General features: G+C 75.4%; 3 protein-coding genes (1 of these 3 cut by a window edge). All 3 read left to right on the top strand.

The genetic code is table 11. The annotated features are described in order from the left end of the window. Position 1: 1 nt before the first annotated feature. Positions 2–3,283: a non-ribosomal peptide synthetase gene (locus KBX06_RS17590; protein ID WP_210836161.1), complete on the top strand. Its 3,282-nt coding sequence runs from the start codon at positions 2–4 to the stop codon at positions 3,281–3,283. Next, the gene (locus tag KBX06_RS17585) at positions 3,280–3,951 is read left to right on the top strand and encodes a hypothetical protein (protein WP_210836160.1); all 672 of its coding nucleotides are present in this window, start codon (positions 3,280–3,282) and stop codon (positions 3,949–3,951) included. The genes KBX06_RS17590 and KBX06_RS17585 overlap by 4 nt, the downstream gene beginning before the upstream one ends. 116 nt (positions 3,952–4,067) lie before the next feature. Beyond that, positions 4,068–17,342, top strand: partial view of a non-ribosomal peptide synthetase gene (locus KBX06_RS17580; RefSeq protein WP_210836158.1) — the 5' portion only. It continues 318 nt past the right edge of the window; the window shows 13,275 of its 13,593 coding nt (coding positions 1–13,275); the start codon lies at positions 4,068–4,070; its stop codon lies off the right edge, out of view.

Below are 17,342 nucleotides of genomic sequence, written 5' to 3'. Positions count from 1 at the left end.
GATGGACGTCTTCGAGTTTCCGGCGTCGGCCGCGCAGCGGCGGATGTGGCTGCTCGACCAGCTGGACCCGGGCCAGCCGACCTACCACGTCGGCTGGGCGGTGTGGCTGGACGGCCCGCTGGAGGCCGCCGTGCTGGACGGGGCCTGGGCGGCGGCGGTCGCCCGGCACGAGATCCTGCGTACCACCTTCCGGGCCAACGGCGGGCGGCCGATCCAGGTGATCGACGACGACGCCCGGGCGGGCGCCATCGAGGTCGTGGCCCTGGACCGGCTGCCCGAGGCCGACCGGGAGGCGGCGGCCCGGGCCGCGCTGCGCGAGCACGCCCGCACCCCGCTGCCGCTGGAGCGGGGCCCGCTGGTCCGGGTCCGGCTGCTGCGCCTCGCTCCGCAGCGGCACGTCCTGGCGCTGGTGGCGCACCACGCGATCGTCGACGGCTGGTCGATGCGGCTGCTCACCGACGAACTCTGCGCCGACTACGAGGCGCTGCGCGCCGGCCGGCCGCCCGTCTCGGTCGAGCCACCCCTGCAGTACGCGGACTTCGCCCTATGGGAGCGGGAGCACGCCGACGCTGACGGCCACGCCGACGCGGAGCGCTTCTGGCCTGCCGAACTGGCCGGCGCCCCGCCCGAGGTGCCGCTCCCGGTCGACCGCCCGTACCCCGACCGGCTGTCGCCGGCCGCCGCGGAGGTCGCGGTGCCGGTCGACGGGGAGCTGGCCGGGGCGCTGCGCCGCCTGGCCGGGGCGCGGGGCAGCACCCTCTTCACCGTGCTGCTGACCGCGTACGCGGCCCTGCTGTCGCGGCTCAGCGGCGCGGACGAGGTGCTCGTCGGGGTGCCCGTGGCGGGGCGTACCCGGATCGAGACCGAGCCGATGCTGGGCCTGTTCGCCAACACCGTCGCGATCCGGGCGGTGCTGCACGGCGACCCGACGCTGGCCGAGCTGCTCGACCGGCTGCACGCCGCCACGGCGCGCGCCCAGGCCCACCAGGACCTGCCGTTCGCGCGGGTGGTCGAGCTGTGCCGGCCGCGGCGGCAGCCGTCGCGGGCGCCCCTGGTGCAGGTGATGTGCACGGTCGAGGAGGCCCTGGCGCCGCTGGAGCGGGGGGCGCTGTGCTGGCGGCCGGAGCTGGTGCCCACCGGCACCGGCAAGTTCGAGCTGGAGCTGGCCGCCGTCGCGGGGCCCGACGAGCTGACGGTGCGCCTGCGGTACCTCACCGACCTCTTCGACCCGGACAGCGCGGCCCGCTTCGCCGACGCCCTGGCCGCGATCCTGACCGCGCTGGGGACCGCCCCGCAGACCCGCGTCTGCGACGTCGACCTGCTCTCCCCCGCCACGGCGGACCTCGTCACCCGGGTCTGGCCGGCCGCCCGGTCCGGGTCGGTCCCGCCGCCGGACAGCACCGCGGCGGCGCTGGTGGCCGGGATCGACGCCGGCGACCGGGTGGTGATCGCCGGCGACGACGCGACCCTGACCGGCACCGCGCTGCGCGAGCTCGCCGCCCGGATCGCCGGCGGGCTGCGCGGGCTCGGCGTACGGGCCGAGGAGACCGTGGGCATCGTCCTGCCCCGGGGCGCGCGACCGCTGCCGGCGCTGCTCGGCGTGTGGTGGCTCGGGGCGGCGTACCTGCCGCTCGACCCGACCCATCCGCCGGGGCGGCTGCGCGGGATGCTCGCCGACGCCGGGGTGCGGGTGGTCGTCACCGACAGCGGCGGCGTACCCGCGCCCCTGCTCGCCGAGCTGGCCGCGTCGGTGACCCTGCTCGACCTGGCCGCACCGGAGCCGGCCGACGAGCGGGCGGAGCCGGCGGTGCCCGGTGCGGTGCCGGCGACGGCGGCGGCGTACGTGCTGTTCACCTCGGGGTCCACCGGCCGGCCGAAGGCGGTCACCGTCACCCAGGGCGCGGTGGCGCACCTGCTGCACGCGTTCCGCGGGATGATCCCGCTGGGGCCGGCCGACCGGGTCCTCTCGGTGAGCCCGTTCGCGTTCGACATCGCGCTGCTGGACCTGCTTCTGCCGCTGCTGTGCGGTGCGCCGGTGGTGGTCGCCGGCGAGGACGACGTGATCGACGGCAACCGGCTGCGCCGGCTGCTCACCGCGACCGGGGCGACGATGCTCCAGGCGACGCCGACGACCTGGCGGATGCTGGTCGCGGCGGGCGGGGTGCCGGCGGGGGTGCGGCTGCGCCTCAGCGGTGGGGAGGCGCTGCCCCGGGCCCTCGCCGACGCCCTGGCGGAGCCGGGCACGCGCCTGTGGAACCTGTACGGCCCGACCGAGACGACCGTCTACTCGACCGGGGCCGAGGTCGAGCCGGGGTCGGCGCCGCCGGACCTCGGTCCGGCCGTCGCCGGCAGCCGGGTCTACGTGCTGGACCGGTGGCTGCGGCCGGTGCCGCCGGGCGTGGTGGGCGAGATCTGCATCGGCGGCGCGGGGGTCGGCCGGGGCTACGCCGGCGCTCCGGGCTGGACCGCCGAGCGGTTCGTGCCCGACCCGTTCACCCCCGGCGGCCGGCTCTACCGCAGCGGGGACCTGGGCCGCTGGCTGCCGAGCGGGCGGATCGAGCCGCTGGGGCGGGCCGACCGGCAGGTGAAGGTGCGGGGGTTCCGGGTCGAGACGGCGGAGGTCGAGGCGGTGCTGCGCGGCCACCCGCAGGTCCGCGACGCGGTCGTGACGACCGTGTCCGACGTGGACCACGACGGCGTGCGGCTGGTCGGTTACGTGGTCGCCGACCCGCCCGCGACCGATCCGCCGGCCGGGCTGGCCGGGTACGTTCGCCGGTTCCTGCCCGCGCACATGGTGCCGGCGGTCTTCGTGGCGCTGCCCGAGGTGCCCCGGACCTCGCGCGGCAAGCTGGACCTGCGCGCCCTGCCGCCGCCCGGGAGGGGGTCCGGCTCCGATCAGGCGCCGGTGGCCCCGCGTACCCCGTTGGAGCGGGAACTGGCGGCGCTGGTGGCCGACCTGCTGGGCCTGCCCGGTCCGGTCGGGGTCGTCGACAACTTCTTCGTCCTGGGCGGGCACTCCGTGAAGGCCACCCAGCTGATGGCCCGGGTGTGGACGGCGTACGGGGTGGACCTTCCGGTCCGGACGCTCTTCGACGACCCGACCGTGGCCGGCCTGGCCTCGGCGGTCACCGCCGCCGGGGTGGGTGCGGCCCCCGCCGGGGCCGCGGCGGGAACCGGCGCCACCGCCCGCTCCGGCGGTGCGGGCTGTCTCGACACGTTGACCGACGACGACGTCGACGACCTCCTCGCTGGCATGGACCGGCCGTCGAGGTGGGACCGGTGAGCGGTCCGCCGGGGCCGCCGGACTGGCTGGCGGCGGTGCTCGCCGCGCTCACCGAGGGCCACGAGCCGGCCACCCCGCCGGGCTGGCGGCGGCGGGTGGACGTCGAACTCGACCGGCTCGCCAGCCGGGTGCCGTTCCGCGTGGTGTACGACTGGCACGCGCGCGTGCTCGCCTCGACGCCGGGCGGTGACGCCGGCCGGCTGGTCGGTGAGCTGCACCGACGGGCGCTGGCCGGGGACCGGCCCGGGGCGCACGAGTGGCACGCCGCGCTCCGGCCCGCCCTGCGCGAGCTGTACCGGGCCGCCTACCCGTACGCCGAGGCCCGGGCGGTCGCGTACGCCAACGCCGACGCGTACGCGCGGGCCAACGGCTACGGCCCCGACGAGGCGACCGGGTTCGCCGCGCACTACGCCGACCTGAGCACCGGGGCCAACGCGGAGGCGTTCGCCGACGCCAACGCCATCGCGAACGCCGACGCGCTGGCACCCGCCCTGGCGCGGGCCGACGGGCCGGCGTACGCCGAGGCGTACCCGGCCGCCCTGGTGCGCGCGTACGCCCTGGCGGCGGCGAACCGGGCCGGCACGGCGGGCGCGGCGCGCGTGCTGCGGGCGGCGTACGAACGGCTGGCCGAGGCGCTGGCCGAAAGTCTGCGCGACGTGTCGGATTGAGGTCCGCGGACCCGTCCGTCGGCCCCTGTCACCGGCGGGCCGAGTCATCTAATGTGGATCCACTTCGGCCGATGCCAGGCGGCGCGACGGGCCAGCGGGGACTCAGGGGGGCACACTTGCCGGACGACAACGCGATCCGTGTTCCGGCCCCCCGTCGCGTCCCACCGGCACGGACATCCGCCGAGGTCGAGCGCCTGCCGGACCGGTCCGGTCTCCTGCCGCTCTCCTTCGCGCAGCGGCGGCTGTGGTTCCTGGAGCGGCTCGGCCGGGTCGGTCACGCCTACCACATGCCCCTGGCTCTCCAACTCGACGGCCGGCTCGACCGGGACGCGCTGCGGGCGGCCCTGGACGCCCTGGTGGACCGGCACGAGATCCTGCGCACCCGCATCGTCGCCGACGGCGCCGAGGCGGGCCAACGCATCGAGGCGCCCGGGGCCGGGTTCGCGCTGCGGCTCGAGGACCTGACCGGGCACGCCGATCCCGCCGCCGCCCTGGACGAGCTCCAGCAGGAGGAGAGCACCGCCCCGTTCGACCTGGCGGCCGGCCCGCTGTTCCGGGGTCGTCTGGTGGCCCTCGCCCCGGACCGGCACGTGCTGCTGCTGACGATGCACCACATCGTCTCCGACGGCTGGTCACTGGGCGTCCTCACCCGCGAACTCGGAACGCTGTACGCCGCACACCACCACGGCCGGCCCGACCCCCTGCCACCCCTGCCCGTCCAGTACGCCGACTACGCCGCCTGGCAACGCCACTGGCTCACCGACGGCACCCTGCAACGCCAGGAAACCCACTGGCGCCACACCCTCACCGACGCCCCCACCCTGCTCGACCTACCCACCGACCGCCCCCGACCCACCGAACAGGACCACCACGGCGCCCACCTACCCATCACCCTCGACACCAACCTCACCACCGCCCTCAAAACCCTCACCACCGCCCACGGCGGCACCCTCTACATGACCCTGCTCACCGCCTGGGCCATCGTCCTGTCCCGCCTCTCCGGCCACCACGACCTCATCATCGGCACCCCCACCGCCAACCGCCGCCGCGCCGAACTCGAAAACCTCATCGGCTTCTTCGTCAACACCCTCGCCCTACGCATCAACCTCACCGACCAACCCACCACCACCCAACTCCTACACCGCGTCCGCGACCTCACCCTCACCACCCTCGACCACCAGGACCTCCCCTTCGAACACGTCGTCGAAGCCGTCAACCCCACCCGCAACCTCGCCCACACCCCCCTGTTCCAGGTCATGTTCGCCTGGCAGAACAACGAGGACGTGGACCTGGAGCTGCCCGGCGTCGAGGTGACCGCCCTGCGCAGCCCGTGGACCAGCGCCAAGTTCGACCTCACCCTGAACCTGGCCGAGCACGACGGGCGGATCACCGGCAGCCTCGAGTACGCCACCGCGCTGTTCGACACCGCCACCGCGCAGCGACACATCCGCTACCTGCGCAACGTCCTCACCCAACTCGTCGCCCACCCCGACCAGCCGATCGACCGGATCACCCTGCTCGACCCGGCGGAGCGCCGCGACCTCCTCGCGGCCTGGGGCGACGCGACCGCGTACCCGGTGGAGCGGACGATCCCGGCGCTGTTCACGCAGCGCGCCGCGGCGACCCCGGACGCGGTGGCGGTGACCTTCGAGGGAACGTCGCTCACCTACGGCGACCTCGACGCGCGCGCCAACCGACTGGCCCACCACCTGCGCGAACACGGCGTCGGCCCCGACACCCTCGTCGCGGTCTGCCTGGAACGCTCGCCCGAGCTGGTCGTCGCCCTGCTGGCCGTCCTCAAGGCCGGCGGCGCGTACGTGCCGCTCGACCCGGCCCATCCCGCCGAGCGCCTCGGCGGGCTGCTGCGCGACAGCGCCCCGGTCGCCGCCCTCGCCCACGCCGCCACCCGCGCCACCCTCGCCGGCCTGACCACCGCGCCCCTGGTCGACCTCGACGCCGACGCCGCCCACTGGGCGGAGCGCCCCACCACCAGCCCCGACCCCGGCACCCGACCCGACCACCTCGCCTACGTCATCTACACCTCCGGCTCCACCGGCCGGCCCAAGGGCGTCATGGTCGAGCACGCCAACGTGGTCCGGCTCTTCTCCGCGACGGCGGAGTGGTTCGGCTTCGGTCCCGACGACGTGTGGAGCCTCTTCCACTCCTATGCGTTCGACTTCTCCGTCTGGGAGATCTGGGGGGCGCTGCTGCACGGCGGCCGGCTGGTGATCGTCCCCCAGCTGGTCAGCCGCTCCCCCGCCGACTTCCACCGGCTCCTCTGCGACGAGGGTGTCACCGTCCTCAACCAGACCCCCAGCGCGTTCCGCAGCCTGATCGCCGCGCAGGCCGACAGCGCGCGGGCGCACCGGCTGCGCACGGTGGTCTTCGGGGGCGAGGCGCTGGACCCGACGATGCTGCGGCCGTGGTACTCGGACGCGCGCAACGGGCACACCGAGCTGGTCAACATGTACGGCATCACCGAGACCACGGTGCACGTGACCCACCGGCCGTTGACCCCGGCCGACGTCGAGCGGCCGGGCGTGAGCCCGATCGGGCGGCCCATCCCCGACCTGCGCCTCTACGTGCTCGACGGGCGGGGGGAACCGGTTCCGCCCGGGGTCGTCGGTGAGCTGCACGTCGGTGGCGCCGGGGTCGCCCGCGGCTACCTCAACCGTCCCGCGCTGACCGCGGAACGCTTCCGGCCCAGCCAGTTCGTGCCGGGCGACCGGCTCTACGCCACCGGTGACCTCGTGCGCCACCGCACCGACGGCGGCCTCGAGTACCTGGGCCGCAACGACTCCCAGGTGCAGATCCGTGGCTACCGCGTGGAGCTGGGCGAGGTCGAGGCCCGGCTGGCCGACTGTCCCGGCGTACGCGACGCGGTCGTGACGGTCACGACCGACGCCACCGGCGAGCCGCGCCTGGTCGGCTACTACACCGCCTCGGTGCGCCGGCTGACGGCCGAGGCGCTGCGGACCCGGCTGGCCGGTGTCCTGCCGGAGCACATGGTCCCGGCGGCGTACGTGCGGGTCGCCGAGTGGCCGCTCACGCCCAACGGCAAGCTCGACCACCGGGCACTGCCCGCACCCGACGGGTCGGCCTTCGCCACCCGGCACTACACCGAGCCGGCCGGTCCGACGGAGACCACCCTCGCCGCCATCTGGGCCGAGGTGCTCGGCGTCGAGCGGGTCGGCCGGCACGACAACTTCTTCGCCCTGGGCGGGCACTCGCTGCTGGCCCTGCGGGTGCTGGAGCGGATGCGCCGCCACGGCCTGTCCGCCGACGTACGCGCGCTCTTCGGCTCGCCGGTCCTGGCCGACCTGGCCGCCGCGGTGGCCGCCGGCGCGGACCGGGCCGACGTGACCCCGGAGCCGATCCCGGCCGACTGCGAGCGGATCACCCCGGACCTGCTGCCACTGGTGGAGCTGAGCCAGTCGGAGATCGACGCCGTCGTCGCCACGGTCCCCGGCGGCACGCCGAACGTGCAGGACATCTATCCCCTGGCCCCCGTGCAGGAGGGGATGCTCTTCCACCACCTGATGGCCCGCGACCGCGACCCCTACCTGGTCACCACCGTCCTGCGGTTCGCCGACCGGGACCGGTTGGAGCGCTACCGCACCGCGCTGGAGGCGGTGATCGCCCGGCACGACGTGCTGCGTACCTCGGTGGTGTGGCACGGCATCAACGAGCCGGTGCAGGTGGTGTGGCGCCGGGCGCCCCTGCCGGTGGAGGAGGTCCCACTCGATCCGCCGGGCGACGACCCGGTCCGGCAGCTCCGCGAGCACGTCGACCGGCGGTACGGCCGCCTGCCCCTCGACCGGGCGCCCCTGCTGCGGCTGCTGGTCGCGCGGGACCCGCGCGACGGCGGGTGGCTGGCCGTGGAGCTGATCCACCACATCGTCGACGACAACACCTCGCTCAAGCAGCTGCGGGCCGAGGTCCGCGCGTACCTGGCCGGCGAGGGCGACCGGCTGCCGCCGCCGCTGCCCTTCCGCGACTTCGTGGCGCGGATCCGGCGCGGCGCCGACCGGGCCGAGCAGGAGAGCTTCTTCCGCCGGATGCTCTCCGACGTCGACAGCCCGACCGTGCCCTTCGGCCTGCGGGACATCCACGGCGACGGGCACACCATGCGCGACGCCCGGCTGTGGCTCGGCCCGGAGCTGACGCTGCGGCTGCGGCGGCGGGCCCAGGCCCTCCAGGTCGGGGTGACCAGCCTCTTCCACGTCGCCTGGGGGCAGGTGCTGGCCCGGGCCGGCGGCCGGCGGGACGTCGTCTTCGGCACCGTGCTCTCCGGCCGGATGGACGGCGGCGTGGGCAACGACCGGGTCCTCGGGCCCTTCCTGAACACGCTCCCGCTGCGGGTCACCGTCGACGCCACCGGCGCCACGGAGTGCGTGCTGCGCACCCACGAGTCGCTGACCGGGCTGATCCGGCACGAGCACGCGTCGCTGGCGCTGGCACAGTCGTGCAGCGCGGTGGCACCGCCGGCCCCCCTCTTCACCGCCCTGCTCAACTACCGGCACGCCGAGGTGCTGGCCGAGTCGGAGACGCCCGCGCCGGACCCCGACGCGGACGACCTGACCTACGTGGCCGCGCAGGAACGCGGCAACTACCCGCTCGCGCTGGACGTCGACGACCTGGGCGACGACGTCGTGCTGACCGTCGCCGCCGCGGCCGGGGTGGCGCCCGAGCGGGTCTGCGCGATGGTCGGACGGGCGCTGGAGACGCTGGCCGACGCGCTGGAGCGCACGCCCGACGCGGCGGTGGGCGGGCTCGACGTGCTGCCCCCCGCCGAGCGGCGCCGGCTGATCGAGGAGGGCAACGACGCCACCGTGGCGTACCCGCCGGGGCGCCTGGTGCACCACCTCGTCGAGGCGCAGGCGGCCCGCGACCCGCAGGCGGTGGCCCTCGTCGGCGACGACGGGCGGCTCACCTACGGCGAGTTGAACGCGCGGGCCAACCGGTTGGCCCACCACCTGCGCGCCCGGGGCGTCGGGCCGGACCGGATCGTGGCGATCTGCGTCGAGCGGTCGCCGGACGCCGTGGTGGCGCTGCTGGCGGTCCTCAAGGCCGGTGGCGCCTACCTCCCGCTCGACCCGGCGTACCCGGTCGACCGGCTCGCCGCCATGCTGCGCGACAGCACACCGGTGGTGGCGCTGACCCACGGCCCGGCCCGCGAGCGGCTGCGCGCCGCGCTGACCGGGCTCGACACCCCGGTGGTCGACCTGGACCTCGACGCGGCGGCCCGGGCGGAGCTGCCGGTCACCGACCCGGTCGTCGACGGGTTGGGCGCGCACCACCTGGCGTACGTCATCTACACGTCCGGCACCTCCGGCGCCGCCAACGGGGTGCTGGTCGAGCACCGGCAGCTCGTGGCCGTCGCCGCCGCCTGGGAACGCCTGCTCGACCTGCGTCCCAACCTGGTTCACCTGCAGATGGCGAGCTTCTCGTTCGACGTCTTCACCGCCGACGTGGTGCGGTCGCTCGGCTTCGGCGGGCGGCTGGTGCTCTGCCCGCGTCCGCTGCTGCTGGACAGCGCCGGCCTGTACGCCCTGCTGCGCCGCCACGACGTGGACTTCGCCGACTTCGTACCGGCCGTGCTCAACCCGTTGCTGGACCACCTGGAGTCCGTCGGCGGGAGCCTCGCCGGGCTGGCGACGGTGGTCTGCGGCTCGGACGCCTGGACCGCCGCCGACGCCGCCCGGCTCCGCGCCCTGTGCGGCCCGCAGGTGCGGATCGTCAACGCGTACGGCGTGACCGAGGCGGCCGTCGACAGCACCTGCCACCTGCTGCCGACCGACGACCTCGCCGAGGCGACCTGCCTGCCGATCGGCCGGCCGCTGCCCAACGTGCGGGTCTACCTGCTCGACGGCGAGGGCGAGCCGGTGCCGGACGGGGTGGTCGGCGAGATCCACATCGGCGGCGCGGGCGTGGCGCGCGGCTACCTGAACCGGCCCGACCTGACCGCACGGCGCTTCCGGGCCAGCCCCTTCGTGTCGGGCGACCGGCTCTACCGCACCGGCGACCTGGGGCGTCGCCTGCCGGACGGGGAACTGGAGTTCCTGGGCCGCGACGACTTCCAGGTGAAGATCCGGGGCTTCCGCGTCGAGCTGGGTGAGATCGAGACCCGGCTGGCGGCCGTCGAGGGCGTCCGGGAGGCGGCGGTCGTGGCGCGTCCGGACGCCGGCGGCCACCAACGGCTCGTCGCGTACGTGCTGGCCGGGGCGGGACCGGCGCCGGACGCCGCCCGGTTGCGGGACCGGCTCGCCGCCGAACTGCCCGAGCACATGGTGCCCGCGGCGTACGTGCGGCTGGCCGCGTGGCCGCTGACGCCCAACGGCAAGCTCGACCGGGCGGCGTTGCCGGCGCCGGACGGGGAGGCCTTCGGCCGGCGCGGGCACGTCGAGCCGGTCGGCCTGCTGGAGACCATGGTCGCCGGCGTCTGGGCCGAGGTGCTGGGGATCGAACGGGTCGGCCGGCACGACGACTTCTTCGCGCTGGGCGGCCACTCGCTGCTCGCCATGCGGTTGGTCTCCAGGATCCGGCAGGTGCTGGGGCGGGAGGTCTCACCGGCGGCGCTCTTCGCCGCGCCGGTCCTCACCGACTTCGTCGCCCGGCTGACGCCGGACGGTCGCGACGTGCTGCCCCCGATCCGCCCGGTCGACCGGGCCGGTGCGCTGGAACTCTCCTTCGCGCAGCGGCGGCTGTGGTTCCTGGAGCGGCTCGGTGGCCTCGGCCACGCGTACCACATGCCGCTGGCCCTGGAGTTGGCCGGCTGGCTCGACCACGAGGCGCTGCGGGCGGCCCTGGATTCCCTGGTCGCTCGGCACGAGGCCCTGCGCACCCGTCTCGTCCCCGCCGGCTCCGAGGTCCACCAGCACGTCGACCCGCCCGCGACCGGCTTCACCCTGCACCCGCACGACCTGACCGGCGCGCCCGACGCCGCCGCCCGGCTGGCCCGGCTCCAGGACGAGGAGTTCACCGCCCCGTTCGACCTGACCGCCGGCCCGTTGATCCGGGGTCGTCTGGTGGCCCTCGCCCCGGACCGGCACGTGCTGCTGCTGACGATGCACCACATCGTCTCCGACGGCTGGTCACTGGGCGTCCTCACCCGCGAACTCGGAACGCTGTACGCCGCACACCACCACGGCCGGCCCGACCCCCTGCCACCCCTGCCCGTCCAGTACGCCGACTACGCCGCCTGGCAACGCCACTGGCTCACCGACGGCACCCTGCAACGCCAGGAAACCCACTGGCGCCACACCCTCACCGACGCCCCCACCCTGCTCGACCTACCCACCGACCGCCCCCGACCCACCGAACAGGACCACCACGGCGCCCACCTACCCATCACCCTCGACACCAACCTCACCACCGCCCTCAAAACCCTCACCACCGCCCACGGCGGCACCCTCTACATGACCCTGCTCACCGCCTGGGCCATCGTCCTGTCCCGCCTCTCCGGCCACCACGACCTCATCATCGGCACCCCCACCGCCAACCGCCGCCGCGCCGAACTCGAAAACCTCATCGGCTTCTTCGTCAACACCCTCGCCCTACGCATCAACCTCACCGACCAACCCACCACCACCCAACTCCTACACCGCGTCCGCGACCTCACCCTCACCACCCTCGACCACCAGGACCTCCCCTTCGAACACGTCGTCGAAGCCGTCAACCCCACCCGCAACCTCGCCCACACCCCCCTGTTCCAGGTCATGTTCGCCTGGCAGAACACCGACGACGGCGAGCTGACCCTCCCGGGCCTGCGGGTCACCGCACTGCCGTCGCCCCACACCACCGCCAAGTTCGACCTCACGCTCGCGCTGGCCGAGCACGACGGCCGGATCACCGGCAGCCTCGAGTACGCCACCGCGCTGTTCGACACCGCCACCGCGCGGCGACACATCCGCTACCTGCGCAACGTCCTCACCCAACTCGTCGCCCACCCCGACCAGCCGATCGACCGGATCACCCTGCTCGACCCGGTGGAGCGCGAGCAGGCCCTGCGCCAGGCCGCGCCGTCCCCGGTGGAACGGGGCGTCGTCGCCCGCTTCGCGCAGCGGGTCGCGGCGGCCCCCGACGCGGTGGCGGTGACCTTCGAGGGAACGTCGCTCACCTACGGCGACCTCGACGCGCGCGCCAACCGACTGGCCCACCACCTGCGCGAACACGGCGTCGGCCCCGACACCCTCGTCGCGGTCTGCCTGCGCAGGTCACCGGAGCTGATCGTCGCGCTGCTGGCCGTCGCCAGGGCCGGCGGCGCGTACCTGCCCCTGGACCCGGCCCACCCCGCCGAACGCCTCGGCGAGCTGCTGGCCGACGGTGCCCCGGTCGCCGTCCTCGCCCACGGTGCCACCCGCGCCACCCTCGCCGGCCTGACCACCGCGCCCCTGGTCGACCTCGACGCCGACGCCGCCCACTGGGCGGAGCGCCCCACCACCAGCCCCGACCCCGGCACCCGACCCGACCACCTCGCCTACGTCATCCACACCTCCGGCTCCACCGGCCGGCCCAAGGGCGTGGCGCAGACCTGGCGGTGCCTGGACAACCTCATCGACTGGCAGCTCCGCTACGCCGCGCCGGGCAGCCCCGCGCCGCGCCGGGTGCTCCAGTTCGCCTCGATCGGTTTCGACGTCTCCGCCCAGGAGATCTGGAGCACCCTGTGCCAGGGCGGCACGCTGGTGCTGATCGGCGAGGAGCGCGGCCGCGACCTCGGCCAGCTGCGCCACGTCCTCGCCGAGCAGGGGGTGGGGCGGGCGTTCCTGCCGGCGGCCGTGCTGCACCAGGTGGCGGGCCTCACCGGGGCCGTCGCCCCGCTCGCGCCCGGCTGCGAGATCGTCACCGCCGGCGAGGCGCTGCGGGTCGACGACGACCTGCGCGCCCTCGTGGTCGGCCTCGGCGGCCGGTACCTCTACAACCAGTACGGCCCGACCGAGACGCACGTGGTCAGCCAGTTCGCGTTGGCCACCGCGACGGCAGCCGACTGGCCGGCGCTGCCGCCGATCGGCCGGCCGATCGCCAACGCCCGCCTCTACGTGCTCGACGAACGCTGCGAACCGGTGCCGGCCGGCGTGCTCGGCGAGCTCTACATCGGCGGAGCCGGTCTGGCGCGCGGCTACCTCAACCGGCCGGCGGCGACCGCCGAACGGTTCCTGCCCGACCCGTTCGCCGGGCCGGGCGAGCGGATGTACCGCAGCGGCGACCTGGCCCGCCGCCGGGCCGACGGCACCGTGGAGTTCTTCGGGCGGGCCGACGACCAGGTCAAGGTGCGCGGCTTCCGGGTCGAGCCGGGCGAGGTGGAGAGCGCCCTGCGGCACGTCGCGGGCGTCCGCGAGGCCGCCGTGCTGCTGCGCGAGGACACCCCCGGCGATGCGCACCTGGTCGGCTACCTGGTCGGCGACGTCACCGCCGAGGTGGCCCGCGAGCAACTGCGGCGCCGGCTGCCCGAGCACCTCGTGCCGACCCGCTGGGTGGTGCTGGACCGGCTGCCGCTGACCGCCAACGGCAAGCTGGACCGGCGGGCCCTGCGCGCGCCGGAGCAGGCCGACGTCGCCACCTCCTACGTCCCGCCGCGCGACGAGCGGGAGGCCCGGATGGCCGCCATCTGGGCCGAGGTGCTGCGCCGCGACCGGGTCGGCGCGCACGACGACTTCTTCGCGCTGGGCGGCCACTCGCTCCTGGCGACCCGGCTCGTGCACGCCATCAACGAGCGGATGTCGGCGCGGCTGTCGCTGCGTACCCTCTTCCAGAAGCCGGTCCTGGCCGACCTCGCGGCCGAGCTGGCGGGGCCCGGCACCGCCACCGTCGACGCCCTCCCGCCGCTCGTCGCGGACCCCGACGGCCGGCACGAGCCGTTCCCGCTCACCGACATCCAGGAGGCCTACTGGGTGGGGCGCGGGTCCACCATCGAGCTCGGCGGGGTCGGCGCGCACGGCTACAGCGAGCTGCGGCTGCGCGACTTCGACGAGGAGCGCTTCATCCGCGCGCTGCACCGGCTGATCGACCGCCACGACATGCTCCGCGCGGTCTTCCACGACGGCGTGCAGCGGGTCCTGCCGAGCGTGCCGCGCTACGCGATGGCCCGGCAGGACCTGCGCGGGCTCGACCCGGAGACCACGGCCCGCCGGCTGGGCGAGACCCGCGAGCGGATGTCCCACCAGGTGCTCGACGCCGGCCGCTGGCCGCTGTTCGAGTTCGCGGTGACGCTGCTCGACGGCGAGGCACGCCTGCACGTCAGCACCGACGCGCTGATCCTCGACGCGGCCAGCGGACAGATCCTGGAGCACGAGCTGGCGGTGCTCTACGCCGACCCGGACGCCGACCTGCCGCCGCTCGCGGTGACCTTCCGCGACTACGTGCTGGCCGAACGGGCCCTGCGGCGCACGCCGCGCTACGAGCGGGCGCTCGACTACTGGCGGGAGCGGGTCGCCACGCTGGCCCCGGCGCCGCGGCTGCCGCTGGAACGGCAGCCGGAGAGCGTCGCACGCCCCCGCTTCACCCGCTACGACGAGGTGCTGCCGGCGGAGCGCTGGAGCCGGCTCAAGGCGGTCGCCGGCCGGCACCAGGTGACCCCGTCGGTGCTGCTGGTGACCGCGTTCGCGCAGGTGCTGGCCCGGTGGAGCCGCCAGTCGCGGTTCACGCTGAGCCTGCCGCTGTTCAACCGGCTGCCGCTGCATCCCGGCATCAACACGGTGATCGGCGACTTCACCTCGCTGGTGCTGCTGGAGGTCGACGTGGCGGCCGACGTCGACTTCGCGGCCCGGGCCCGCGCCGTGCAGGAGCAGCTCTGGCAGGACATCGACCACTCGGCGGTCAGCGGCGTACGCGTCAACCGCGAACTCGCCCGCGCCCGGGGCACCCGCCACGCGGCCCTGCCGGTCGTCTTCAACAGCACGCTGACCGAGGCGGCGCCCGAGGTCGGCGACAGCGGCCTCGCGGCGGCGCTCGGCGGCGAGGTCGTGCACGGCATCACCCAGACCCCGCAGGTGTGGATCGACCACACGGTCCTGGAGGCCGGCGGCCGGCTGCACCTCAACTGGGACAGCATCGACGAACTCTTCCCGCCCGGCCTGGTCGCCGAGATGTTCGCGGCGTACCGGGAGCTGCTCGGGCGGCTGGAGGAGCCGGACGCCTGGCGCACCACGGTGGACGGGCCGCTCGCCCCGCCGGTGCCGGCGACCCCGCCGGCCGGTCGTGGGCTCCTGCACGAGCTGGTCGACCGGCAGGCGCTGGCGACCCCCGCCGCGCCCGCGGTGCTCGCCCCGGACCGGCGGCTGGACCACGCGACGGTACGCGTCGAGGCGCGGCGGCTGGCCGGGCGGCTCCAGGAGCGGGGCGTCCGGCCCGGCCAGCTCGTCGGGGTGCGGCTCGACCGGGGCTGGCAGCAGGTCGTCGCCACCCTCGCGGTGCTGCACGCCGGGGGCGCGTACCTGCCGCTCGACCCGGAGTGGCCGGCCGAGCGGGTGCAACGGGTCCTTGAGCGGGCCGGGGCGGAACTGGTCCTCACCGGATCGGAGCTCACGCCCCTGCCCGGGGGCGTCGAGCGTCTGGTGGTGGACGCGACCGCCGTCGGCGCGGGGGGTCCGGCGCTGCGGCCGGTCGACCTGGCGGAGACCGACCTGGCGTACGTGATCTACACCTCCGGGTCCACCGGCACACCGAAGGGGGTGGCGATCGACCATCGCGGCGCGGTGAACACGCTCCTCGACGTCGTCGGGCGCTTCGACGTCGGGCCGGCCGACCGGGTCCTGGCCGTCAGCGCGCTCAGCTTCGACCTCTCCGTCTTCGACATCTTCGGCACGCTCGCGGCCGGCGCGGCGGTCGTGACGCTGGACCCGGACCTGGCCCGCGATCCGGCCCACTGGTCGCACGTGGCCCACACCCACCGGGTCAGCGTCTGGAACTCGGTGCCGGCGCTGGCCGGCATGCTGCTCGACCACGCCGACGGCGGTCACCCGCTGCCGGCGTCGCTGCGGCTGGCCATGCTCTCCGGGGACTGGATTCCGCTGACCCTGCCCGACCGGCTACGCAAGGCGCTGCCCGGGATCCGGGTCGAGAGCCTCGGCGGCGCCACCGAGGCGTCGATCTGGTCCATCCACCACCCGGTCGACGAGGTCGACCCGGCCTGGCGCAGCATCCCGTACGGCCGGGCGCTGGCCCACCAGGGGGTCCACGTGCTCGACGCGGCCCTGCGCCCCCGGCCGACCTGGGCCACCGGCGACCTCTACATCAGCGGCGTCGGGCTGGCGCGGGGCTACTGGCGCGACGAGGCGGCGACGGCGGCGAGCTTCGTCGTCCACCCGGTCACCGGCGAGCGCCTCTACCGCACCGGCGACCTGGGCCGGCTGCGCCCGGACGGCACGATCGAGTTCCTCGGCCGCGAGGACGGCCAGGTCAAGGTGCACGGCTACCGCATCGAGCTGGGTGAGATCGAGGCGGCGCTGGAGGGGCACCCGGAGGTGCGCGCCGCCGCGCTGCGGCTGCTCGGGCAGGCGCAGGGCGAGAAGCGGCTGGCCGCGTACGTGGTGCCGGACGGTCCCGCGCCCGACCCGGCCGCACTGGTCGCGTACCTGGAGCGGCGGCTGCCGGCGTACATGGTGCCGGCGTCGTTCACCGTCCTCGACGCGCTGCCGCTGTCGGCCAACGGCAAGGTCGACCGCGGCCTGCTGCCCGACCCGGAGCCGTCGGCGGAGGCCGCCGTCGAGACGCTGGTGCTCACCGACGCGGCCGAGAACCGGCTGGTGGAGATCGTCGCCGAGATCCTCGACCTGCCCGTCGTCGCGCCCGACGCCAACCTGCTGCTGCTCGGCGCCACCTCGATCGACATCGTACGGATCGCGAACGCCCTCTCCGGCGCGTTGGGCTTCCGGCCGAAGCTGGCCCGGCTGATGCGCCAGCCGACCCTCGCCGACCTGCTGCGGATGTTCCGGGAACACACCGCCGAACGGGCCGTCGTCGCGACCGCGCAGCGGGCCGCCACGGTGGTCGAGGACCCGGCCGCCCGCGCCGCGTTCAGGGCAGACGGGCGGGGCCGTCGCGACTTCGCACCCGGCACCCCGGCGGTCGCACTGGCCGCGCCGGCCGACCCGGCGTACGACCGGCGCTTCGCCGACTACCGCTCGGTGCGCCGCTTCGACGCGGATCCGCTGCCCGCCGGGGCCCTCGGTCGGCTGCTGGCCGTCCTCTGCGAACGGGAGGTCGACGGCCGGGCCAAGTTCCAGTACGCCTCGGCCGGCGGCACCTACGCCGTGCAGACGTACGTCCTGGTCAAGGCGGGGCGGATCGACGGCGTGCCGGGCGGGGCGTACTACCACGACCCGGCGGCGCACCGGCTGCTGGCACTCGGTCGCGACCGCGAACTGAGCCCCGACGCCTTCGACTACTTCGTC

It is taken from the genome of Micromonospora sp. C31, assembly GCF_018070575.1.
In the GTDB taxonomy this organism is placed as follows: Bacteria; Actinomycetota; Actinomycetes; order Mycobacteriales; family Micromonosporaceae; genus Micromonospora.
Note: the sequence above shows the minus strand (reverse complement) of the source record. Positions and strands in the feature narration are given on the sequence as shown.